20 protein-coding genes are annotated in these 22,088 nt (G+C 71.1%); 10 read left to right on the top strand and 10 right to left on the bottom strand.

From position 1 onward, the window contains the following. The gene (locus ACIBNA_RS24550) at window positions 1-1,152 is read right to left on the bottom strand and encodes an NADH-quinone oxidoreductase subunit D (RefSeq protein ID WP_399167278.1); all 1,152 of its coding nucleotides are present in this window, start codon (window positions 1,150-1,152) and stop codon (window positions 1-3) included. A gap of 31 nt (window positions 1,153-1,183) precedes the next feature. On the opposite strand from ACIBNA_RS24550, the gene ACIBNA_RS24545 reads away from it, so the two are divergent. Then, window positions 1,184-1,750, top strand: coding sequence for a PH domain-containing protein (locus tag ACIBNA_RS24545; RefSeq protein ID WP_399167277.1), 567 nt, complete (start codon window positions 1,184-1,186; stop codon window positions 1,748-1,750). Further along, the gene (locus ACIBNA_RS24540; protein ID WP_399167276.1) at window positions 1,747-3,081 is read left to right on the top strand and encodes a PH domain-containing protein; all 1,335 of its coding nucleotides are present in this window, start codon (window positions 1,747-1,749) and stop codon (window positions 3,079-3,081) included. Before ACIBNA_RS24545 ends, ACIBNA_RS24540 begins: the two co-directional genes overlap by 4 nt. A gap of 70 nt (window positions 3,082-3,151) precedes the next feature. Here ACIBNA_RS24540 and ACIBNA_RS24535 read toward each other — a convergent pair whose 3' ends face one another. Beyond that, window positions 3,152-4,336, bottom strand: a complete 1,185-nt coding sequence (locus ACIBNA_RS24535; protein WP_399167275.1) for a hypothetical protein — start codon at window positions 4,334-4,336, stop codon at window positions 3,152-3,154. 135 nt (window positions 4,337-4,471) lie between these two features. Further along, on the bottom strand, window positions 4,472-5,590 hold the full coding sequence (locus ACIBNA_RS24530; protein WP_399167316.1) for an alpha/beta hydrolase: 1,119 nt from the start codon (window positions 5,588-5,590) through the stop codon (window positions 4,472-4,474). Window positions 5,591-5,830: 240 nt separating this feature from the next. Here ACIBNA_RS24530 and ACIBNA_RS24525 point away from each other — a divergent pair, with 240 nt between their 5' ends. The 6 genes from ACIBNA_RS24525 (at window position 5,831) to ACIBNA_RS24500 (ending at window position 10,873) form a co-directional block, all read left to right on the top strand. After that, entirely contained in the window at window positions 5,831-7,675 is a 1,845-nt protein-coding gene (locus ACIBNA_RS24525) for a phosphatidylglycerol lysyltransferase domain-containing protein (RefSeq protein ID WP_399167274.1), read from the top strand. Window positions 7,676-7,738: 63 nt separating this feature from the next. After that, complete coding sequence (folP, locus tag ACIBNA_RS24520; RefSeq protein WP_399167273.1) at window positions 7,739-8,620, top strand: dihydropteroate synthase; 882 nt, start codon at window positions 7,739-7,741, stop codon at window positions 8,618-8,620. After that, the gene (locus ACIBNA_RS24515; protein ID WP_399167272.1) at window positions 8,617-9,120 is read left to right on the top strand and encodes a nuclear transport factor 2 family protein; all 504 of its coding nucleotides are present in this window, start codon (window positions 8,617-8,619) and stop codon (window positions 9,118-9,120) included. The genes folP and ACIBNA_RS24515 overlap by 4 nt, the downstream gene beginning before the upstream one ends. Window positions 9,121-9,357: 237 nt before the next feature. Further along, window positions 9,358-9,717 carry a dihydroneopterin aldolase gene (gene folB, locus ACIBNA_RS24510; protein ID WP_399167271.1) on the top strand — a complete coding sequence of 120 codons (360 nt, stop codon included), beginning with the start codon at window positions 9,358-9,360 and terminating at the stop codon, window positions 9,715-9,717. Next, window positions 9,714-10,325 carry a 2-amino-4-hydroxy-6-hydroxymethyldihydropteridine diphosphokinase gene (folK, locus tag ACIBNA_RS24505; protein WP_399167270.1) on the top strand — a complete coding sequence of 204 codons (612 nt, stop codon included), beginning with the start codon at window positions 9,714-9,716 and terminating at the stop codon, window positions 10,323-10,325. Before folB ends, folK begins: the two co-directional genes overlap by 4 nt. A 59-nt stretch (window positions 10,326-10,384) precedes the next feature. Further along, window positions 10,385-10,873, top strand: a complete 489-nt coding sequence (locus ACIBNA_RS24500; protein ID WP_399167269.1) for a DUF3180 domain-containing protein — start codon at window positions 10,385-10,387, stop codon at window positions 10,871-10,873. A 30-nt stretch (window positions 10,874-10,903) separates the two neighbouring features. On the opposite strand, the gene folE is transcribed toward ACIBNA_RS24500, so the two are convergent. The 6 genes from folE to dacB form a co-directional block, all read right to left on the bottom strand. Further along, on the bottom strand, window positions 10,904-11,509 hold the full coding sequence (gene folE, locus ACIBNA_RS24495; protein WP_399167268.1) for a GTP cyclohydrolase I FolE: 606 nt from the start codon (window positions 11,507-11,509) through the stop codon (window positions 10,904-10,906). A 127-nt stretch (window positions 11,510-11,636) separates the two neighbouring features. Then, complete coding sequence (gene ftsH / locus ACIBNA_RS24490; RefSeq protein WP_399167267.1) at window positions 11,637-13,679, bottom strand: ATP-dependent zinc metalloprotease FtsH; 2,043 nt, start codon at window positions 13,677-13,679, stop codon at window positions 11,637-11,639. 186 nt (window positions 13,680-13,865) lie between these two features. Continuing rightward, window positions 13,866-14,426: a hypoxanthine phosphoribosyltransferase gene (hpt, locus tag ACIBNA_RS24485; RefSeq protein ID WP_274249614.1), complete on the bottom strand. Its 561-nt coding sequence runs from the start codon at window positions 14,424-14,426 to the stop codon at window positions 13,866-13,868. A 59-nt stretch (window positions 14,427-14,485) separates the two neighbouring features. Then, on the bottom strand, window positions 14,486-15,520 hold the full coding sequence (gene tilS, locus ACIBNA_RS24480; protein WP_399167266.1) for a tRNA lysidine(34) synthetase TilS: 1,035 nt from the start codon (window positions 15,518-15,520) through the stop codon (window positions 14,486-14,488). Window positions 15,521-15,716: 196 nt separating this feature from the next. After that, window positions 15,717-16,844: a zinc-dependent metalloprotease gene (locus ACIBNA_RS24475; RefSeq protein ID WP_399167265.1), complete on the bottom strand. Its 1,128-nt coding sequence runs from the start codon at window positions 16,842-16,844 to the stop codon at window positions 15,717-15,719. Between the two features lie 240 nt (window positions 16,845-17,084). Continuing rightward, window positions 17,085-18,665, bottom strand: coding sequence for a D-alanyl-D-alanine carboxypeptidase/D-alanyl-D-alanine-endopeptidase (dacB, locus tag ACIBNA_RS24470; protein WP_399167264.1), 1,581 nt, complete (start codon window positions 18,663-18,665; stop codon window positions 17,085-17,087). Window positions 18,666-18,744: 79 nt separating this feature from the next. On the opposite strand from dacB, the gene ACIBNA_RS24465 reads away from it, so the two are divergent. Together ACIBNA_RS24465 and ACIBNA_RS24460 are read left to right on the top strand one after the other, a co-directional pair. Continuing rightward, the gene (locus tag ACIBNA_RS24465; protein WP_010044289.1) at window positions 18,745-19,236 is read left to right on the top strand and encodes an inorganic diphosphatase; all 492 of its coding nucleotides are present in this window, start codon (window positions 18,745-18,747) and stop codon (window positions 19,234-19,236) included. Window positions 19,237-19,359: 123 nt separating this feature from the next. Continuing rightward, entirely contained in the window at window positions 19,360-21,057 is a 1,698-nt protein-coding gene (locus ACIBNA_RS24460) for a threonine/serine exporter ThrE family protein (protein ID WP_399167263.1), read from the top strand. A 56-nt stretch (window positions 21,058-21,113) separates the two neighbouring features. Here the strand turns inward: ACIBNA_RS24460 and ACIBNA_RS24455 are convergent, their stop codons facing one another. Beyond that, window positions 21,114-21,986 (bottom strand): DedA family protein, encoded by an 873-nt coding sequence (locus ACIBNA_RS24455; protein ID WP_399167262.1) that lies wholly within the window; start codon window positions 21,984-21,986, stop codon window positions 21,114-21,116. Between the last annotated feature and the right edge of the window lie 102 nt (window positions 21,987-22,088).

Raw genomic sequence — 22,088 nt, 5'->3', positions numbered from 1 at the left:
CTACTTGTCGATGTCGCCCACGACGAAGAACATCGAGCCCAGGATCGCCACCATGTCCGCGACCAGCGTCCCCGGCAGCAGCTCCGTCAGCACCTGGATGTTGTTGTACGAGGCCGAGCGCAGCTTCAGCCGGTACGGCGTCTTCTCGCCCTTGCTGACCAGGTAGTAGCCGTTGATGCCGAGCGGGTTCTCGGTCCAGGCGTACGTGTGGCCCTCGGGTGCCTTCAGGACCTTCGGGAGCCGCTGGTTGACCGGCCCGGGCGGCAGCTCGGCGAGCCGGTCGAGGCAGGCGTCGGCCAGGTCCAGCGCGTTGTGCGTCTGCTCCAGGAGGCACTCGAAGCGGGCGAGGCAGTCGCCCTCCTGCCGGGTCACCACCTTCAGGACGTCGCCCAGCTCCCCGTAGGCGAGGTAGGGCTCGTCCCGGCGCAGGTCGAAGTCGACGCCCGAGGCGCGCCCGATCGGCCCGCTGACGCCGTAGGCGTGTACCGCCTCCGGGGCGAGCGTGCCGACACCCCGGGTGCGGCCCCGGAAGATCTCGTTGCCCAGCACCAGGTCGTCGAAGCGGTCCATCCGGGAACGCACGTCGGCGACGGCGCCGCGCGCGCGCGTGGTCCACCCGGCCGGCAGGTCCTCCTTGAGGCCGCCCACGCGGTTGAACATGTAGTGCATCCGCCCGCCGGAGACCTCCTCCATGACGTGCTGGAGTTCCTCGCGCTCCCGGAAGGCGTAGAAGATCGGCGTGATGCCGCCGAGCTCCAGCGGGTACGAGCCGAGGAACATCAGGTGGTTGAGCACCCGGTTCAGCTCGGCGAGCAGCGTGCGCAGCCACACCGCGCGCTCGGGGACCTCCATGCCGAGCATCCGCTCCACGGCGAGGACCACGCCCAGCTCGTTGGAGAAGGCCGACAGCCAGTCGTGGCGGTTGGCGAGCATGATGATCTGGCGGTAGTCGCGCGCCTCGAACAGCTTCTCCGCGCCGCGGTGCATATAGCCGATCACCGGCTCCGCGTGCCTGATGCGCTCACCGTCCAGGACGAGCTTCAGCCGCAGCACGCCGTGCGTGGACGGGTGCTGCGGCCCGATGTTGAGCACCATGTCGGTGCTCTCCGCGGCGCCGCCGATTCCGACCATGGTCTCCGTCGTAGGAGTCATGGACACAGTCTCTCCTACGTACGCTGGCCTCATGGAGACGGGGAGCCCGCAGGACACGGGGCCGGCGGGGACACAGGGCGCGGCGCAGACGCAGGGCGCGGCAGGGACGCAGCGCGAAGCGGGGGCCGTCGAGGACGGGCCGGTGTGGATCGCGCTGCCGCCCGGGCTGCTGAAGATGCGGCGACTGCTGCTGGTGGTGTGGCTGGGGCTGATCAGCCTGGCCGCCGGGCTGGTGCCGGGCCTGCTGGCCGGCCCCGCCTGGGCCGCCTTCGCACTGCCGCCGCTGGCGCTGATGGCCTGGGGCTGGGTGATGATCGGCCGCAACTGGCGCTCCTGGCGGTACGCCGAGCGCGCCGACGACCTGCTGATCAGCCGCGGGGTGCTGTGGCGCGAGGAGACGGTCGTGCCGTACGGGCGGATGCAGCTGGTCGAGGTCACCTCCGGGCCCGTCGAGCGGCATTTCGGGCTGGCCAGTGTGCAGCTGCACACGGCTGCCGCCTGGACCGACGCGACCATCCCCGGCCTGGACCCGGCCGAGGCGGAGCGGCTGCGCGACCGGCTCACCGCGCTGGGCGAGGCCCGATCGGCGGGGCTGTGACGGCGCCCGAGGCCGCCGAGGCCACCGAGGACGACAACGGCATCGCCGAGCGGCGGCTGCACCCCGTCACACCGCTCAGGCGGGCCTGGGCGCCGGTCGCCGTGGTGATCGGCTGGGCGGTGCACGACCCCGACGGGGCGCAGCGCCATCTGACCCGGCTGAACACGACCACGCTGCTGATCGGCCTCGCCGTGATCGTCCCGGCCGCGGCCCTGTACGGCTTCTCCTCCTGGTGGTTCACGCACTTCGCGGTGACCGAGACCGAACTGCGCATCCGTACCGGACTGGTGTTCCGGCGCACCGCGCACATCCGGCTGGAGCGGCTCCAGGCCGTCGACGTCACCCAGCCGCTGCTCGCACGGGTCGCGGGCGTCGCCAAGCTCAAACTCGACGTCATAGGCACCGACAAGAAGGACGAGCTGGCCTTCCTGGGCGCGGACGAGGCGCGGACGCTGCGGGCCGAACTGCTCGCCCGCGCGGCCGGATTCGCGCCCGAGACCGCGCACGAGGTCGGGGAGGCGCCGTCCCGGCAGATGCTGCGGGTGCCGCCCGGCGTGCTCGCCATGTCGCTGGTGCTGAGCGCGGCGACCTGGGGGTCGCTGGCCGCGGCGCTCGTCGTGCCGCCGGTGCTGTGGCTGGCCACGGAGAGCGTGTGGACGGTCCTGGCCGTGGCCCTGCCGCTGCTGGGCGCGGCGGGCGCGAGCAGCGTGGGGCGGTTCGTCGGCGAGTACGACTGGACGGTGGCCGAGTCGCCCGACGGGCTGCGCCTGGACCACGGTCTGCTGGACCGCGCCCACGAGACGGTGCCGCCGGGGCGGGTGCAGACCGTGCGGATCGTGGAGCCGCTGCTGTGGCGGCGGCGCGGCTGGGTGCGCGTGGAGCTGGACGTGGCGGGCTCCTCCAACTCCGTGCTGGTGCCGGTCGCCCCGCGCGAGATCGCGGAGGCCGTCGTCGCGCGCGTGCTGCCCGGGGTGACCGTGCCGGAGCAGGCGGCCCTGTCGCCGTCGCCGCGCCGCGCCCGGTGGTGCGTGCCGGTGTGGTGGCGCGGGTACGGGTTCGCCGTCACGGACGCGGTGTTCGCCGCGCGGTCCGGGCTGCTGCGGCGGAGCCTCGCGCTGGTGCCGCACGCCAAGGTGCAGAGCGTACGGATGACGCAGGGGCCGTGGGAGCGGGCCCGGGGCGTGGCCGACGTGTGTGTGGACACGGGCGCGAACAAGACGGTGCGGGCACGGCTGCGGGACGCGGCCGAAGCGCGTGAACTGCTGCAGGCACAGGCGGAGCGGTCACGGACCGGGCGCAGGGACGCGCGGCCGGACCGCTGGATGGCGTGACCCACCAGACCCACCGGAAAGCCGAAGGCCCCCCGGCCGCGGCCGGGGGGCCTTTTGGGCAGCGTGGACGTCAGGAAACCGCGCTCCGCAGCCCCTGTACGTCGATCTGCTCCGTCTCGTCGTGCGCCGTCAGGTCGATGACCTGGCCGATCCCGCGCGACTCCTCGTCCGCCGGCTTGAACCGGGCCTCGGTCTCGGCCTTGTGCAGCGCGAGGGCCTCCTGGCCGACGACATCGGCCAGGTCCTCGTTCTGCACGGCGTCCAGGGCGGCCCGGGACGTCCCCTGCTTCGTACCGAAGAAGTCGAACCCGCCTTCGGAGACGTGCCGCCGCACCGGCGTCTGCGGCGCCACGGCCACAGCGGTCGGCACGGTGTAGTGCCCCGAGGAGGCAGGCTGCGGGAGTCGCTCGGCCTCGGCCGTGGTGGAAGTGCCGGCGGTCGCGCGCTCGTGCCCGGCGACCGCCTCGGACTGCCCCTGCGCCTCGTCCTCCTGCGGCTGCTCCCGCCGGTCGTCCTTCCGGTCGTCCCGCGCGGGCTCCGCGTCGTCGCCCTTCGGTACGCCGTCGCCGTCGCCGCCCCCGTCCGGGTCCGGGGCCGGGGCGAAGTCGCCGTCGAGCCGGGCGAGCGCCGCCGCGGCACGCAGGAACAGCCGGGATCCCTCCGGCGAGAACACCGCGGGGATCGCCGTCTGCTCCTCCACGGCAAGGGCCGGCGCCTCGGCGCCAGCCGTCTCGTCCGCGTCCGCCGGAGCATCCGCCGTCTGAGCCGCCCCCGCGGGCAGCGCGGCCCGTACCGGAGCCGTCGCCTCTATCTCGAGCACCCGGCGTTCCTCCAGGACGCTCGCGCGCTCGGTCTCGGCGGTGGCGTACCGGCGCAGCAGCGCTGCGTGCTCGCCTCGCAGTCCGGCCAGTTCCGTGCGCTTGGCGCGCAGTCGCTGCTCCAGCTTCACGCGCAGCTCGCGGGACTCCTCGAGGTCGGCCTCCAGTTCGGCGACCCGCTCCTCGAAGCGCCACTCGTCGCTCGCACGCGCGCGCGTGAGGTCGGCGACGCGTTTGCCCGCCTGGGTGTCCCAGCGGCGGAGCACGACCGCGCCGACGACCGCCGTCGCCGCGGCGGCCGCGGCCAGACCGCGGAGCACCATCGGCTCCGTGAACACCCAGGGCCCCAGGGCGCAGACGAGGGAGACGCCTGCGATCGCCGACGGGGGCAGCAGCCTGTGCAAGGGCGGGGAATGGCGGTGACGTCCACGTGGCATGGCCAGAAACTTACCGCGCGTAGGCGAATCATGGTGACCCACCCCGCAAAAACAAAGCCACACCGAAGCGTTCACACGCCATCGGAACTCGGGAAGAAGCGAAATCGGCCCTCGCCCCAATTCCCAAGATCATTTTCAACGGCCGTTCAGCCGCCCGCCGATCCACTCCAGCGTCGCCGGAATCTCGCGCCGCCAGGTGTTGAAGTTGTGCCCGCCGCTTTCCAGGATGATCGACGAGATCCGCGTCCGCCCGGTTGCCTGCACCCGCTCTATGAACCGCAGCGTGTCCTGGTAGTTGGACTCGCCGGACCTGCTGCTGGTGACGAGCAGTGAAGTGTCGGGAGCGGGCCTGTGCTTGAGGTACCACCACAGGTCGGCGCGATTCCGGAGCCCCTTGTCGCCCTGGAAGAGATCGCCCGTGGTGGCGTCGATCGGCGCCTTGTAGTACGCGGACAAGCCCGCCCCGGCGGCATACACACCGGGATGGTGCATGGCGATCTTCAAGGCGCAGTAGCCGCCCGTCGAGTTGCCGATGATGCCCAGCCCGCCCGGCTTTTCCCCCACCCGGTAGTGCGTGCGCAACGCGTCGGGCAGATCCCTGACGAAGAACGACTCGGTCTGCGGACCGCCCGGGACGTCCACGCACTCCGTGTCCCGGGGCGGGGCCACCGTGGGCCGCAGCATCACCAGGATCATCGGCGGCATCCGGCCCTCCCGGGCCAGCTCCAGTGCCGTACGCGGGTAGTGGAGCTTCTCCACCAGCGCCGAGGCCGTGCCCGGGTAACCGGTCAGCACGACGGCCGTGGGGAACGTACGGGTGCGGTACCGCGGCTGGAAGTACTCCGGCGGCAGATAGACGTACGCGGGCGTGGCGATGCGCGTCGTACGCCCCACGATGTCGATCTGCTGGATCCGGCCGCCCGCCCGGGGACTCACCCCGCCCGCCCCCGGCACCCGGCGTGAGCCGACCACCTCCAAGGGGCCGCCGCCCGGCGTGTGGTCGACGACCACGCCCTGGTCCTTCTCCTGCCCGAACAGATCCGCCCAGCTCGCGTAGAAACCGAAGGCCTGGTTGGCGGCGAGGCCCACCGCGGCGAACAGCGCCACCTGCGTGGCGAGCAGCAGGCCGACCCGCCCGCCCACGGCCCGCCAACTCCGCCGGGCCAGCCGCGGCCACAGCCAGACCGTGCCGGCGAACAGCAGCACGGCGGACAGTACCGCCAGCGCCAGCACCTTGTTGCTCGTGAGACCCAAACCCATCGGTGGTTACCCGTCCGCGCTTTCCGTCCGGGGCCTCACACCGCGCTCACACCTTCGCGAGCACTTGTCCCGGACTTTCCTTGACCTTTGAAACTGCTTTGACGAAGGGAGTGAACCTCTCCCCCTGAGACACCGTCCTAGAGGGCGCAATGTCGCCGGATGCCCGAATCGGCACCGGATCCAAGGTCTCTCGCGGAACTATGGGATGCGATGTCTGTCAGGACAGATGAGGAAATGTCGGGCGAGGTTCCGAGTCGTGGAAGCACCGCGGCCGTTACGAGCCGGGTGAGCCGCCTGCGCCACCGGCTGCCCGGACCACGCCCCGAGGCCGTCCCGGTCCTGGTCGGCAGAGCCTGCGCGCTGGTGGGCGTCCTGGACATCGCCGCGGGCGTCTTCCCGCGCTTTAGGCACAGCCGGATGCACGCCATCGCCGAGGTCCTGCCCGGCGCGCTCGGCCCGTTCGCGGCCGCCCTGTCGCTCAGCGCCGGAGTGCTGTTGCTGCTGCTTGCTCACGGCCTCAAGCGCGGCAAGCGCCGGGCCTGGCGGGCGGCCGTTGCCCTGCTGCCCGCCGGTGCCGTGGCGCAGTTCACGTACCGGCACTCGATCGTGGGCGTGCTGATCTCACTGGCCCTGCTGGCGCCCCTGCTGCTCCACCGCGACCAGTTCTCGGCCCTGCCCGACCCGCGCAGCCGCTGGCGGGCGCTCGCCAACTTCGTGCTGATGAGCGCCGGTTCGCTGCTGCTGGGCCTGCTCATCGTCAGCGTCCACGGCGAGCGCATGGTCGGCGACCCGAGCCTGGCCGACCGCATCACCCACGTCATCTACGGACTGTTCGGCTTCGAGGGCCCGGTCGACTACCAGGGCAACACCTCCTGGACGGTCGCCTTCTCGCTCGGCGCCCTCGGCCTGGTCACCGCCGTCACCACCATCTACCTGGCCTTCCGCCCCGAACACCCGGCCGCCCAGCTCACCGAGGAGGACGAGGCCCGGCTGCGCGCCCTGCTGGAGCGGCACGGCGGCCGCGACTCCCTCGGCCACTTCGCGCTGCGACGCGACAAGGCCGTCGTCTTCTCCCCCAGCGGCAAGGCGGCGGTGACGTACCGCGTCGTCTCCGGCGTGATGCTCGCCAGCGGCGACCCGATCGGCGACGTCGAGGCCTGGCCCGGCGCCATCGAACGGTTCATGGACGAGGCCAAGGCCCACTCCTGGACACCGGCCGTCATGGGCTGCTCCGAGACCGGGGGCGAGGTGTGGACCCGCGAGACCGGGCTCGACGCCCTCGAACTGGGCGACGAGGCGGTGGTGGACGTCGCGGATTTCTCCCTGGCCGGCCGCGCGATGCGCAACGTGCGCCAGATGGTCAAACGCATCGAACGCGCCGGTTACGAGACCCGGGTCCGACGTGTCCGTGACGTCGGCGAGGCCGAACTGGAGCGCATCCGGCGCGCCGCCGACGACTGGCGCGGCACCGACACCGAGCGCGGCTTCTCCATGGCCCTGGGCCGCGTCGGCGACCCCTCCGACGGCGACTGCCTCATCGCCACCGCCCACAAGCAGGACGACCACCCGGGCCCCTACGGCGACCTGAAGGCGATCCTGCACTTCGTGCCCTGGGGCACCGACGGCGTCTCCCTGGACCTCATGCGCCGCGACCGCTCGGCCGACCCCGGCATGAACGAACTGCTCATCGTGGCCGCCCTCCAGGCCGCCCCGAAGCTCGGCATCGCCCGCGTCTCCCTCAACTTCGCCATGTTCCGCTCGGCGCTGGCCCGCGGCGAGAAGATCGGCGCCGGCCCGGTGCTGCGCGCCTGGCGCGGGCTGCTGGTGTTCCTCTCCCGCTGGTTCCAGATCGAGTCGCTCTACAAGTTCAACGCCAAGTTCCAGCCGCGCTGGGAGCCCCGCTTCGTCGTCTACCGGGCCTCCGGCGACCTGCCCCGCATCGGCTTCGCCGCCATGCAGGCCGAGGGCTTCGTCAACCTCGCCCTGCCCCTGCCGCGCTTCCTGCGCCGCCGACGCCCGTCGGGCCGCCGCCCGTGCGCCCACGGCACGACGACGGAACGGAGCGTCAGAGCGGCGTGACCTGTCCGGGGCCGACCCGGGCCGCAGCGCCTGACGGCCCCCGCCGGGGCCTACGCTGAACATATGAGCAACCAGAGCGGACGCGGGCGCGTGGCGGGCCTACCGGAATGGGGCCGCTGCGCGGTCATGGGAGTCGTGAACGTCACCCCCGACTCCTTCTCCGACGGCGGCCGCTTCTTCGACACCACGGCCGCCGTCAAGCACGGCCTGGACCTGGTCACCGAGGGCGCGGACCTGGTCGACGTCGGCGGCGAGTCGACCCGCCCAGGCGCCACCCGGGTGGACGAGGCCGAGGAACTCCGCCGTGTCGTCCCCGTCGTGCGCGGCCTGGCCTCCGAGGGCGTCACCGTCTCGGTCGACACCATGCGCGCCTGTGTCGCCGAGCGGGCCCTCGCGGCGGGCGCCGCCCTCGTCAACGACGTCAGCGGCGGCCTCGCCGACCCCCGCATGATCCCGGCCGTCGCCGACGCCGGCGCCCCCTTCGTCGTCATGCACTGGCGCGGCTTCCTCCAGGGCGGCAACGTCCGCGGCGAGTACGCCGACGTCGTCACGGAGGTCGTCGACGAGCTGCACGCGCGTGTGGAGGCCGTTCTGGCGGGCGGTATCGCTCCCGACCGGGTCGTCGTCGACCCCGGACTCGGCTTCTCCAAGGACGCCGAGCACGACCTCGCACTCCTCGCGGGCCTCGACCGGGTCCTCGGCCTCGGCCACCCGCTGCTCGTCGCCGCCTCCCGCAAGCGATTCCTCGGCCGGGTCCTCGCCGGCCCGGACGGCCCGCCCCCGCCCGCACGCGAACGCGACGCCGCCACCGCGGCGGTCTCCGCGCTCGCGGCGCACGCCGGCGCGTGGGCGGTACGCGTGCACGAGGTACGCGCCACGGCGGACGCCGTACGCGTCGCCCACGCCATCGCAGAGGCACGCACCGGCGCAGAAGGAACCCGGTGAGCGCCCCGCACACCGACGTCGAACAGGTCGAGGCCGCCAACACCGCCTTCTACGAGGCACTGGAACGAGGCGACTTCGAGGAACTGGCGTCGCTCTGGCTGACCCCTTCCGACCTGGGCGTCGACGAGACGTACCACGACCCGGCCGACACCGGCGTGGTCTCCTGCGTGCACCCCGGCTGGCCGGTGCTCACCGGCCGCGGCGAGGTCCTCAGGTCGTACGCGCTGATCATGGCGAACACCGACTACATCCAGTTCTTCCTCACCGACGTGCACGTCTCGGTCACCGGCGACACCGCCCTGGTGACCTGCACGGAGAACATCCTCAGCGGCGGCCCCGCCCCGAAGGGCGACGAGGAGCTCGGCCCGCTCGTCGGACAGCTCGTGGTCGCCACGAACGTGTTCCGGCGCACGCCCGTGGGGTGGAAACTCTGGTCGCACCACGCTTCCCCCGTTCTGGCCGAAACCGACGAGGACGAACAGGACGACACTCCCACCTGAGTGGGTACGTGCCAGGAAGTGGTTGGAATCACGAACCCGCGGGTATGGGCGGCTACCAACCCGTGAGCCGCCGGGTTCCCCAGGGGAAACGCCGGATGAATCCTGCCGGGCCCGGCCCGGACCCACGCCCCCGTGGCCCGGCCCCGTCCAGGCTCGCAGGTAGATTCGACTGAGGCCGGTGTGCCGACCGCACACGGCACGGACCGGCCGTGACCGACGATTGCAGGAGTGATTCGCGTGGATCGTGTCGCGCTGCGCGGCCTGAAGGCCCGCGGGCACCACGGTGTGTTCCCGAGGGAACGCGAGGACGGCCAGACCTTCATCGTGGACCTCGTCCTCGGTCTGGACACCCGACCGGCCGCGGCCGACGACGACCTGGCGAAGACCGTGCACTACGGCATCGTGGCCGAGGAGGTCGTGGCCGTCGTCCAGGGCGAGCCCGTCAACCTCATCGAGACGCTCGCCGAGCGCATCGCCCAGGTATGTCTGAAGCACGACGGGGTTCAGCAGGTCGAGGTCTGCGTCCACAAGCCGGACGCCCCGATCACGGTCCCCTTCGACGACGTGACCGTCACCATCACCCGGAGCCGAGTATGACTGCACCCTTCCTTAAGGGTCCCAGCGACCCGACCGTACAGCCGGTACCCGCCTCCGTCGTCGAGAAGGTCGACGCCGCCGACACCACGCTCAGCAATCCGAAACGGGCCGTGGTCGCCCTCGGCTCCAACCTCGGCAACCGCCTGGAGACCCTCCAGGGAGCCATCGACGCCCTGGAGGACACCCCCGGCGTCCGCATCAAGGCCGTCTCCCCGGTCTACGAGACCGAGCCCTGGGGCGTGGAGCCCGGCAGCCAGCCCGCCTACTTCAACGCGGTCGTCGTCCTGAAGACCACCCTCCCGCCGTCCTCGCTGCTGGAGCGCGCACACGCGGTCGAGGAGGCCTTCCACCGCGTCCGGGACGAGCGCTGGGGCCCTCGCACCCTGGACGTCGACATCGTCTCCTACGCCGACGTCGTCTCCGACGACCCGCAGCTCACCCTCCCCCACCCCCGCGCCCACGAGCGCGCCTTCGTCCTGGCCCCCTGGCACGACCTGGACCCCGAGGCGCAGCTGCCCGGCCGCGGCCCGGTCGCCGGTCTGCTGGACTCCGTCACCCGCGAAGGCGTGGCGCCCCGCGCGGACCTGGAACTCCGGCTGCCCGAGTAGCCGTTAAGGTCGAGACGGCTGCACAACCAGGCCGGAGCCGGGGGAACCGAAGGGACACTGTGAAAGAGCTGCGCATCAGGGTGCTGGCCGGCGTCTTCGTCGTGGCAGGCGTGCTGTCCTGGGCGGGCGCCCGCCTGTGGAACTCGGTCGGGACCCTGCCGAGCGTCCCGCTGGCCGCCCCCATCGTCCTGGCTCTGATCACCGTGGTCCTGCTGGCCACGGCGCTCTCGCTCCGCGCCCGCCTGAAGGCCCAGCGCGAGCGGCAGCCCGACGCCAAGGGCGTCGACCCCATGATGGCGGCGCGCGCGGTCGTCTTCGGCCAGGCCAGCGCCCTGGTCGCCGCCCTCGTCGCCGGCATGTACGGCGGCACCGGCGTCTTCCTCCTGGAATCCCTCGACAACCCCGCCCGCCGCGACCAGGCCATCTCCGCCGGCTTCTCCGTCCTCGCGGGCATCGGCGTCATGGCGGCCGCCATCTTCCTGGAGCGTGTCTGCAAACTCCCGGAGGACGACGAACACGACGGCACGGGGGCGGCCCCGACCGTGTGACGCTGGGCGTCAGCGCGCCGTGAATCGGCGTCAGCGCGCCATGATGAGGCTCATCGCCTCGTTGCGCGTCGCCATGTCCCGCAGCTGACCCCGCACGGCCGACGTCAGCGTCTTGGCACCCGGCTTGCGGATCCCGCGCATCGACATGCACATGTGCTCGCACTCCACGACCACGATGACCCCGCGCGGCTCCAGGATCTCCATGAGCGAGTCCGCGATCTGCGTGGTGAGTCGTTCCTGCACCTGCGGACGCCGGGCGTAGACGTCCACGAGCCGGGCCAGCTTGGACAGCCCGGTGATCTTTCCGCTGGTGGCGGGGATGTACCCGACGTGGGCGACGCCCCGGAACGGCACCAGATGATGCTCACAGGTCGAGTACACCTCGATGTCCTTCACGAGGACCATCTCGTCGTGCCCGATGTCGAACGTCGTCGTCAGCACGTCCTCGGGCTTCTGCCACAACCCCGCGAATATCTCCTTGTACGCCCGCGCCACCCGCGCCGGCGTCTCCCGGAGCCCCTCGCGGTCAGGGTCCTCGCCGACCGCGATCAGCAGCTCCCGTACGGCGTTCTCGGCCCGCTTCTCGTCGAACTCGCCGATCTGGCCCTCGCCGTCCAGCGTCACGGGGTCGGTCATCTGGTGCCTCGTTCCTGTGTCCATCAGGGGGCGGCCTGCGCAGATGGCGAAAAGCCGCGCCCCCCAGGCTAAAACCTGGGGGGCGCGGCATCCATTCCGGGCCCGGTGGGGCCGCCGGGAGCTGTGGTCAGCTCTCGGGGCGTTCCTCCGGGGCTCGCTCGGGCGCCGGGGCGGGCTCCGCCGCGGTGCTCTTCGCGGTGGTGATGGCCGGCGTCGCGCCGTTCGCACCGTTCGTCAGGGCCAGCTCCTTGGGGGAGAGGACCGGCGGGCGGGTGGACGGCGTACGGCGGGAGGAGCCGGTCCAGGCGGGCCGCGGCGGGCGCTTGACGATCGGGGCGAAGATCTCGGCGATCTCCTCCTTGCCCAGCGTCTCCTTCTCGAGGAGGGCCAGGACCAGGTTGTCCAGCACGTCGCGGTTCTCGACCAGGATCTCCCACGCCTCGTTGTGCGCGGTCTCGATGAGCTTCTTGACCTCTTCGTCGACCAGCGCCGCGACCTCTTCCGAGTAGTCGCGCTGGTGAGACATCTCACGTCCGAGGAACGGCTCGGTGTTGTCGCCGCCGAACTTGATCGCGCCGAGACGCTCGGTCATGCCGTACTGCGTGACCATCGCCCGGGCCAGGCCCGTGGCCTTCTCGATGTCGTTGGCGGCACCCGTCGTCGGGTCGTGGAAGACGAGCTCCTCGGCCGCGCGGCCGCCCAGCATGTAGGCCAGCTGGTCCAGCATCTCGTTGCGCGTGGTCGAGTACTTGTCCTCGTCCGGCAGCACCATCGTGTAGCCGAGGGCGCGGCCTCTCGACAGGATCGTGATCTTGTGGACGGGATCGGAGTTCGGTGAGGCCGCCGCGACCAGGGCGTGTCCGCCCTCGTGGTACGCGGTGATCTTCTTCTCCTTGTCCGACATGATCCGGGTCCGCTTCTGCGGGCCCGCGACCACACGGTCGATCGCCTCGTCGAGCATGTGGTTGTCGATCAGCTTCTTGTCGCTGCGGGCCGTCAGCAGAGCGGCCTCGTTCAGCACGTTGGCCAGATCGGCACCCGTCATGCCGGGCGTACGGCGGGCCATGGCCGACAGGTCGACGTCGGGCGCGACCGGCTTGCCCTTCTGGTGGACCTTGAGGATCTCCAGACGGCCCTGCATGTCCGGGCGGTCGACGGCGATCTGCCGGTCGAAGCGGCCGGGCCGCAGCAGCGCCGGGTCGAGGATGTCGGGCCGGTTCGTCGCGGCGATGAGGATCACGCCGCCCTTGACGTCGAAGCCGTCCATCTCGACGAGCAGCTGGTTCAGCGTCTGCTCGCGCTCGTCGTGGCCACCGCCGAGGCCGGCGCCGCGGTGGCGGCCGACCGCGTCGATCTCGTCGACGAAGACGATCGCCGGGGCGTTCGCCTTGGCCTGCTCGAACAGGTCACGGACCCGGGAGGCACCGACACCGACGAACATCTCGACGAAGTCGGAACCGGAGATCGAGTAGAACGGCACACCGGCCTCGCCCGCGACGGCACGCGCGAGCAGGGTCTTGCCGGTGCCGGGCGGGCCGTACAGCAGCACACCCTTGGGGATCTTGGCGCCGACGGCCTGGAACTTGGCCGGCTCCTGGAGGAACTCCTTGATCTCGTGGAGCTCCTCGACGGCCTCGTCCGAACCGGCGACGTCGGAGAACGTCGTCTTGGGGGTGTCCTTGGTGATGAGCTTGGCCTTGGACTTCCCGAAGTTCATGACGCGAGAGCCGCCGCCCTGCATCTGGTTCATCAGGAACAGGAAGAGGACCACGATGAGAATCAAGGGGAGCAGGAAAGAGATCAGCATCCCGATGAACGGGTTCTGCTTGGACGGCGAGACCGTGTAGCCGTCCGGGATCTGCTTGTTCTGGTACTTGTTCTGCAGCGTGTTGGCGATGTCCTCGCCCTGGTTGCCGATGTAGCTCGCCTGGATCTTCGAGCTGCCCTCGATCTTTTGGCCGTCCTTGAGCGTGACCTTGATGGTCTCGTCATCGCCGGTGGTGAGCTTGGCCGACTCCACCTTGTTCTGGTTGATCGCCTGGACGACCTGGCCGGTGTCCACCGTCTTGTAGCCGCCGGACGAGCCGACGACCTGCATCAACACGACCACGGCAAGGACGGCCAGCACGATCCACATGACCGGCCCACGGAAGTATCGCTTCACGTCCATCCATACGGAGCGGTGCCGCCCCGTCCCTCCTGCCATAGTGAGTTTGATAAAGGCTGTTCTTCGGACGGTACCCCAGCATTGTCACCTGAAGCCGCGCGGGACGACTGGCGATCCGTCTACGCATGCTCCAACGGCGGGAAGCACGCTGGGGTTCCCGATCACCGTCACGGCACCCCGGCCGGAGTTTCAGCCGCCGTACACGTGGGGCGCGAGCGTACCCACGAACGGGAGGTTGCGGTACTTCTCGGCGTAGTCGAGGCCGTAGCCGACGACGAACTCGTTGGGGATGTCGAACCCGACCCATTCCACGTCGATGGCGACCTTCGCGGCCTCGGGCTTGCGCAGCAGCGTGCACACCTTGAGGGAGGCGGGCTCGCGCGAGCCGAGGTTGGAGATCAGCCAGGACAAGGTCAGGCCGGAGTCGATGATGTCCTCGACGATGAGGACGTGCTTGCCCTTGATGTCGGTGTCGAGGTCCTTGAGGATCCGCACCACACCGGAGGACTGGGTGCCCGCCCCGTACGAGGATACGGCCATCCAGTCCATGGTGACGGGGGTGGACAACGCCCGGGCGAGATCGGCCATGACCATCACCGCGCCCTTGAGGACGCCGACGATCAGCAGGTCCTTGCCCGCGTACTCCGCGTCGATCTTCGCGGCCAGTTCGGCCAGCTTGGCGTCGATCTCTTCCTTGGTGATGAGCACCTGCTGAAGCTCGGCACCCATGTCTTTCGCGTCCACCCGCATCACTTTCGGTCGTCCCTGACTGAGCGGCCCCTCCACCGACTGCCCGGAGGGGTCGTGATTCAGCCTTGCCGAATCACCAGTCTGCCACCCTGCCGCCGGGCCACGACCTTGCCGGGGAGGTTGATGGCACCCTGACCGCGCCAGCCGGTGATCAACCGGTCGACTTCCTCGATGTGCCGGGCGAACAGCGAACCGGCCGGGGCACCGGCTGCGATGGCGGCCCGGCGCAGGATGCGCCGGCGTACGGCGGGCGGCAGGGCGTAGAGCTTCGCGCACTCCAGGAGCCCGGCGGCGTCGCGGACGGTGGCCTCGGCCCGGGTGGCCCAGGAGTCGAGGGCGTCGGCGTCGTCGCGCGAGAGCTGGGCCGTACGGGCGAGGGCTTCGACGACGCCCTTGCCGAGGGCCTTCTCCAGGGCGGGCAGGCCCTCGTGGCGCAGCCGGGAGCGGGTGTAGGCCGGGTCGGCGTTGTGCGGGTCGTCCCAGACGGGCAGGGACTGGACCATGCAGGCCTTGCGGGCGGTCTGCCGGTCGAGTTCCAGGAAGGGCCGCCGGTAACGGCCGCCGGCCCCCGAGACCGCGGCCATGCCGGACAGGGAGCGGATGCCGGAGCCCCGGGCGAGGCCCAGCAGGACGGTTTCGGCCTGGTCGTCTCGCGTGTGGCCGAGCAGGACCGCGGCGGCGCCGTGGCGTTCGGCCGCGGTGTCGAGTGCGGCGTAGCGGGCGTCGCGGGCGGCGGCTTCCGGCCCGCCCGCGCGGCCGACGGTCACGGCGACGGAGTCGACGGGGTCTAGGCCGAGTTCGCGCAGGCGCAGGACGACTTCCGCGGCCCGCATGTCGGAGCCGGGCTGGAGACCGTGGTCGACGGTCACGCCGCCGGCTCTGATGCCGAGCTTGGGGGACTCGAAGGCGAGGGCGGAGGCGAGGGCCATGGAGTCGGCGCCGCCGGAGCATGCCACGAGCACGAGCGGCGGGGGCGGCGGCTCGTGCGAGGGGGCGTGCGGGAGTGCGGCGGCGGTGCGGTGTTCGGTGAGGAGGTCGTGGAGGACGCGGCGGACCGCCAGGCGTATCGCCGCGACCGCAGGATGGGGACCCATGTCCGGTTCCCTTCATGAAGTTTTCGGGGGGTGAACCCGAGTGTCGGTCACGCAGAGTGTGTAGATGGTGACAGAACCGGGCCGTTCCCCGAGCATTGCACGCCTACCCCTGGCTCACGGTCCCTCGGACGGGTGATTGGAGGGGCGTTCGCCTGCCGTCGGCCCGTTTTCCTTCACGACCTTCTCTCGATGTTCACTACTCGGTCCTGCGATGCACCCGCGCGATCCAGTCCGCCGGTTTGGCGATCTCCGTCTTGGTGGGGAGGGTGTTGGGCGAGGTCCACACGCGGTTGAAGCCGTCCATGCCGACCTCGTCGACGACGGCCCGTACGAAGCGCTCGCCGTCCCGGTACTGCCGGAGCTTGGCGTCCAGGCCGAGCAGCTTGCGCAGGGCCAGGTCCAGGCGGGAGGCGCCCTTGGCGCGGCGCTGCTGGAACTTCTCGCGGATCTCCCCGACGCTCGGTACGACGTCCGGTCCGACGCCGTCCATCACGAAGTCCGCGTGGCCCTCCAGCAGGGACATCACGGCCGTGAGGCGGCCGAGGATCTCGCGCTGGGCGGGGGTCTGCACGATCTCGACGAGGGAGCGGCCGCCGTCGTCCTCCTCGGCCTCGGGGCGGCCCCCGGCCAGGCTCTGGGCGGCTTCGCGTACGCGTTCCAGGACGGTCATGGGGTCCACGTCGGTCTCGCCCAGGAACGACTGGATTTCACCCTCGAGGTGGTCGCGCAGCCAGGGCACGGCCGTGAACTGCGTGCGGTGCGTCTCCTCGTGCAGGCACACCCAGAGCCTGAAGTCGTGCGGGTCGACGTCGAGTTCGCGCTCCACGTGCACGATGTTCGGGGCGACGAGCAGGAGCCGGCCGCCGCCGTGCTCCCCGGCCGGGAGCTGGCGCGTGGCGGGGGCGAAGGTCTCGTACTGGCCGAGGACGCGGGAGGCCAGGAAGGACAGGAGCATGCCCAGCTCCACGCCGGTGACCTTGCCGCCGACGGCGCTCATGACCGTGCCGCCGGGGGTGTTGCCGCGCCGGTCCTGCATCTTGTCGAGCAGGGGCTTCAGGAGTTCCCGGAAGCCGGCGACGTTCGCCCGGATCCAGCCCGGGCGGTCGACGACCAGGACGGGGGTGTCCTGGCCGGCCTCCGTGCCCAGACGGGTGAAGCCCCGGACGTGTCCCTCCGAGGCCTTGGCGTGCCGCCGCAGCTCCGCGACGACGGCCCGGGCCTCGTCGCGGCTGACGTCGGGGCCCGGCCGTACGAGCCGGGTCGCGGTCGCGACCGCGAGATTCCAGTCGACCATGCCGGTTGAAGCACCACCGATGCTCGTCATGCGTCAACCGTACGTGAGCGCCGGCCGCTGGGGCAGGGCGGCGAGGGGGTGGTGGAACCAGGGGTGCGTTTTGGGTGGCGGCGTTGTAGCCGGCGTGCCGGGGTCGGTATGGCCGGGGTTTCTCGGCCGGTGCTCGGCGTTGTCGGCCGTGCCCGCCCTCCCCCAAGCTCTCGGCTTCGCTCGAGCAGGGGGGGACCCCCATCGCCCCAGCGGAACGACTGCCCACGGCCAGGCAGGCAGTTATCGGCAGCCGCACGCCGCCAGCGTCGTTGCCGCCTTGTCCAGGGCCTTCTGGGCCGCCGCCGGGTTTCTCGTGTTGTTGGCCATGAAGGCGAAAGCGAGCAGGCGGCCGTCCTGGTCGACGACCGTGCCCGCGAGGGTGTTCACGCCGGTCAGGGTGCCTGTCTTGGCGCGGACGACGCCGGCTGCGCCGTCCGTGTAGCGGGTGGTCAGGGTGCCGGTGAAGCCGGCGACGGGGAGGCCGGTGAGGGCCGGGCGGAGTTCGGGGTGGGCGGGGTCGGCCGCCTTGGCCAGGAGGGCGGTGAGGAGGTCGGCCGTCAGTCTGCCGGCGCGGTTCAGGCCGCTGCCGTCCTTGAAGGCGGCGCCCTTGAGGGGCAGGCCGAGCTTGCGCAGCCGGGCGTTGATCGCCCGGTCGGCGCCGGCGAAGTCGGCCGGGTGGCCCGTGGCGATCGCCGTGTGGCGGGCGAGGGCCTCGGCGATGTCGTTGTCGCTGTTGGTCAGCATCCGTTCGACGAGGGCCGACAGCGGAGGCGAGGAGACCGTGGCCAGGGTCTTCGCGCGGGTCGTGGCCTTCGACGGGCCGGGGGCCGTGGCCTTGATGCCGCGGGACTTCAGGAGGTCCCCGAAGCGGCGGGCCGCGTCCGCGGCCGGGTCGGTCACGCGGGTGACCGGGCCGCTCGTCGAGTCGTCCGTGCGGCCCTCGTCGGCCATCAGGGGGCTGACGAGTGCGAGGTTGGGGTTGACCCCGATCGGGTGCTTCTGGCTGCCCGCGTAGAGGGTCGTGTCGTAGGAGAGCGTCACGTCGCGGATGCCACGCTGAGCCAGGGCCGCGGCCGTCTTGTCGGCCAGGGCGCGCAGGCTGGCCCAGCCGCCGGGGGCCTCGCGGGCCGTGAGGGTGGGGTCGCCGCCGCCGACCAGGACGACTTCCTTCGTGTCGGGTTCGAGCGCGGCGCGGGTGGTGAGGCGGTGGTCGGCGCCCATCGCGGACAGCGCCGCGACGGTCGTGGCGATCTTCGTCGTCGAGGCCGGGGTGAGCGCGGCGTCCGAGCCCGTGCCGTACAGGCGCCTGCCGGTCGTGACGTCCACGACCGCCGCCGCGGGCCGGAGGCCTAGCTCCGGGTCCTTCAGCAGGGGCGTGAGGGAATTCGCCAGGGCCTTGCCGTCGGGGGCGGACTTCACGGTGCTGACGCCGCCCAGGCCGGTCAGCACGGGCCCGGCGCTGAGGGCGGGCCGGGGCTGCGCGGGCGCGCCGGGGGCACGGCCGTGATCTGTGCCACCCGCGCGGCCCAGGGCCGCGGCCCGGTCCCGCTCGGCCGTACGCTGACCCGAGGAGTCCCAGGGGCCGGCGGCGGTCACCACACCGGCGGCCAGTGCGAGACCGGCGGTGGTGGCGCCCGCGGTGTACTGCCAGGTCTTCGACCGTGTGACCCGCGCGACCTGCGGTTTCCCGGCTCGGGCGAGCCGCGCGATCCGTGGTTTCGCGGCCGCGGCGGCCCTGGCCAGGCGCGGTCGTACGGCATCCGCGATCCGTACCACGTGCGGTCTCGCGGCACGCCAAGGACGCAGCTCCGGCACGACCACCAACCCCTTTCGCGATCACACACCTGCGTGAGGGACACTTAACCACCAGAACTATGTGTTGATCATGGAGGAGCCACCGGTGGAGTTCGACGTCACGATCGAGATTCCGAAGGGTTCGCGCAACAAGTACGAGGTGGACCACGAGACCGGTCGTATCCGCCTGGACCGGCGACTCTTCACCTCGACCGCCTACCCGACCGACTACGGCTTCGTCGAGAACACCCTCGGCGAGGACGGCGACCCGCTGGACGCGCTGGTCATCCTGGACGAGCCGACCTTCCCGGGCTGCCTCATCAAGTGCCGGGCGATCGGCATGTTCCGGATGACGGACGAGGCCGGTGGCGACGACAAGCTGCTGTGCGTGCCGGCGACGGACCCGCGTGTGGAGCACCTGCGGGACATCCACCACGTGTCCGAGTTCGACCGCCTGGAGATCCAGCACTTCTTCGAGGTCTACAAGGACCTGGAGCCCGGCAAGTCCGTCGAGGGCGCCAACTGGGTGGGCCGTACGGACGCCGAGATCGAGATCGAGCGCTCCTACAAGCGCTTCAAGGAGCAGGGCGGTCACTGACCCTCGTGATGCTCACGGGCCGTACGCCTGCGCGTGCGGCCCGTTCGCCTGTATGTGCGCATACTGAGGCTTGGGGGCTTGGGGGGTACTGAGGCTGACGTGTTGTACAGGGAGCGCCAGGCAGTGACGGATGCGGAGGACCGCAAGCCGAAGTCGGACGAGGCGAGGAGCACGTTCCTGCCTCCGGCTGGGGCCGCCGTCGACGGGGACATGTCGACGACGTCGGAGTTCGCGATCCCCGAGGGCCTTGCCGTGCCCAGGGTGACCGGTACGGAGTCCGAGGTGACGTCCGAGTTCGCCCTGCCGCAGGGGCTGGACGTCTCGCAGGTGCCCTCGGCGGAGCCGGAGGGGTCGGCGTTCACCCCGCCGAACACGTACAGCGCGAAGCACGCCCCGTCGGCGTTCACCCCGCCGAGCGGGATTCCCGTGGTCAGCCTGACCAAGGACGTGCCCTGGCAGGACCGGATGCGCACCATGCTGCGCATGCCGGTGGCTGAGCGGCCGGCGCCGGAGCCGAGCCAGCGCGGCGGCGACGACTCGGGGCCGGCCGTGCCGCGCGTGCTCGACCTGACGCTGCGTATCGGCGAGTTGCTGCTGGCGGGCGGTGAGGGCGCCGAGGACGTGGAGACGGCCATGTTCGCCGTCTGCCGGTCGTACGGCCTGGACCGCTGCGAGCCCAACGTCACCTTCACGCTGCTGGCGATCTCGTACCAGCCATCGCTCGTCGACGACCCGGTCACGGCCTCGCGGACCGTGCGCCGCAGGGGCACCGACTACACGCGACTGGCGGCCGTGTACCAGCTCGTGGACGACCTCAGCGACGACGAGACGGCGGTCTCCCTGGAGGAGGCCTACCGGCGGCTCGCCGAGATCCGCCGTAACCGGCACCCCTACCCCGGCTGGGCGCTGACCGGCGCGAGCGGGCTGCTGGCGGGTGCGGCCTCCGTGCTCGTCGGCGGTGATCTGATCGTGTTCGTCGCGGCCGCGCTGGGCGCGATGCTCGGCGACCGGCTGGCGTGGCTGTGCGCAGGGCGCGGGCTGCCGGAGTTCTACCAGTTCACGGTGGCCGCGACGCCGCCGGCCGCGATCGGGGTCGCGCTGACCCTCAGCCATGTGGACGTGAAGGCCTCCGCGGTGATCACCGGTGGGCTGTTCGCGCTGCTGCCCGGGCGAGCGCTCGTGGCGGGGGTGCAGGACGGGCTGACCGGCTTCTACATCACCGCGTCCGCGCGTCTGCTGGAGGTCCTGTACTTCTTCGTGGGCATCGTCGCGGGTGTGCTGCTGGTGCTGTATTTCGGCGTGCAGCTGGGGGCGCGGCTGAACCCGGACGCGGCGCTCGGGGCCTCCGACGATCCGGTGATGATGATCGGTGCGTCGATGCTGCTGTCACTGGCGTTCGCCGTGCTGCTTCAGCAGGAACGATCCACCGTGGTGTGGGTGACGCTGAACGGCGGTGTCGCGTGGATCGTGTACGGCGCGATGCACTTTGCGGGGGACATCTCGCCGGTGGCGTCCACGGCGGCGGCCGCGGGGCTCGTGGGGTTGTTCGGGCAGCTGTTGTCCCGGTATCAGTTCGCTTCGGCTCTGCCGTACACGACTGCCGCGATCGGGCCGCTGCTGCCGGGTTCCGCGACGTACTTCGGGCTGCTGGCGATCGCGCAGAACGAGGTGGACGAGGGGCTGGTGTCGCTGTCCAAGGCGGTGGCTCTGGCCATGGCGATCGCCATCGGGGTGAATCTGGGGTCCGAGATCTCGCGGATGTTCCTGCGGATCGGGTCTGCGGAGAAGCGGCGGGCCGCCAAGCGGACCAGGGGTTTCTAGCGCCCTTTGCCTATGGGCTCGGGGCTTCCTGACCGTTGGCGGCCGCGGGTTGTCCGTCAGTAACCACCGTTGTAAGGCTGCTGGCCCCCGCCCTGCTGGGTGCCGTAGGGCTGCTGCTGGCCGTAGCCCGGGGCCTGGGGGTACTGGCCGTAGTACTGCTGGTCGTTGTAGCCGTTCTGGTTGCCGTAGGGGGGCTGCTGCTGCGGCTGCTGGTGGGGCTGGTCGTCCGGGGTGATGCGGCGGAGCTGGGTCGTCGCGTCGTCCATGACGGGGGGATGAGGCTGGGCCGCCGCGGTCTCGGACGCGGCGCGCTTCTTCTTGGAGCGGTCGCGGAGGTACTCGATGATGATCGGGACGATGGAGAGCAGGACGATCAGGATGAGGATCGACTCGACGTTCTTCTTGATGAAGTCGATCTGGCCGAGCCAGTAGCCGGCGACGGTGACGCCGGTGCCCCAGGCGATGCCGCCGATGACGTTGTACGTGACGAACGTGCGGTACTTCATACGGCCGGCGCCGGCCACGATGGGGGCGAAGGTGCGCACGATCGGGACGAAGCGGGCCAGGACGATCGCCTTGGGGCCGTACTTCTCCATGAACTCGTGGGCCTTGTCCAGGTTCTCCTGCTTGAAGAGCTTGGAGTTGGGACGGTTGAAGAGCTTCGGGCCCAGGAACTTGCCGATCATGTAGCCCACTTGGTCGCCGACGACGGCGGCGATCACGATCAGCGTGCAGACCAGCCACAGGGGTTGCGTGATGTAGGTGCCCTCGGCCACGAAGAGACCCGCCGTGAACAGCAGCGAGTCACCGGGCAGAAATGCGAAGAGGCCGGACTCCGCGAAGACGATCAGCAGGATGCCGGGCAGGCTGAAGGTCTCGATCAGATAGTGCGGGTCGAGCCACTCGGGGCCGAGCGCAAGCGTGGTCACGGGGATGTGGCTCCTGCTGCTGGGGGTACGGGCTGGGGCTGACTGCCTCAAAGTATCAACGCAGCCGTCATGGCCCAGGTTCCATGGGGGTACTCAGGATGC

Source organism: Streptomyces sp. NPDC050164 (assembly GCF_044459945.1).
GTDB classification, from domain to species: domain Bacteria; phylum Actinomycetota; class Actinomycetes; order Streptomycetales; family Streptomycetaceae; genus Streptomyces; species Streptomyces coeruleorubidus_A.
This window is presented reverse-complemented; position numbering and strand designations above follow the sequence as displayed.

Coding starts and splice junctions, on each gene's coding strand:
- ACIBNA_RS24550 (WP_399167278.1), bottom strand. CDS start 1,152: ATGACTCCTACGACGGAGACCATGGTCGGAATCGGCGGCGCCGCGGAG.
- ACIBNA_RS24545 (WP_399167277.1), top strand. CDS start 1,184: ATGGAGACGGGGAGCCCGCAGGACACGGGGCCGGCGGGGACACAGGGC.
- ACIBNA_RS24535 (WP_399167275.1), bottom strand. CDS start 4,336: ATGCCACGTGGACGTCACCGCCATTCCCCGCCCTTGCACAGGCTGCTG.
- ACIBNA_RS24525 (WP_399167274.1), top strand. CDS start 5,831: ATGTCGGGCGAGGTTCCGAGTCGTGGAAGCACCGCGGCCGTTACGAGC.
- folP (WP_399167273.1), top strand. CDS start 7,739: ATGAGCAACCAGAGCGGACGCGGGCGCGTGGCGGGCCTACCGGAATGG.
- folK (WP_399167270.1), top strand. CDS start 9,714: ATGACTGCACCCTTCCTTAAGGGTCCCAGCGACCCGACCGTACAGCCG.
- folE (WP_399167268.1), bottom strand. CDS start 11,509: ATGACCGACCCCGTGACGCTGGACGGCGAGGGCCAGATCGGCGAGTTC.
- ftsH (WP_399167267.1), bottom strand. CDS start 13,679: ATGGACGTGAAGCGATACTTCCGTGGGCCGGTCATGTGGATCGTGCTG.
- hpt (WP_274249614.1), bottom strand. CDS start 14,426: ATGCGGGTGGACGCGAAAGACATGGGTGCCGAGCTTCAGCAGGTGCTC.
- tilS (WP_399167266.1), bottom strand. CDS start 15,520: ATGGGTCCCCATCCTGCGGTCGCGGCGATACGCCTGGCGGTCCGCCGC.
- ACIBNA_RS24475 (WP_399167265.1), bottom strand. CDS start 16,844: ATGACGAGCATCGGTGGTGCTTCAACCGGCATGGTCGACTGGAATCTC.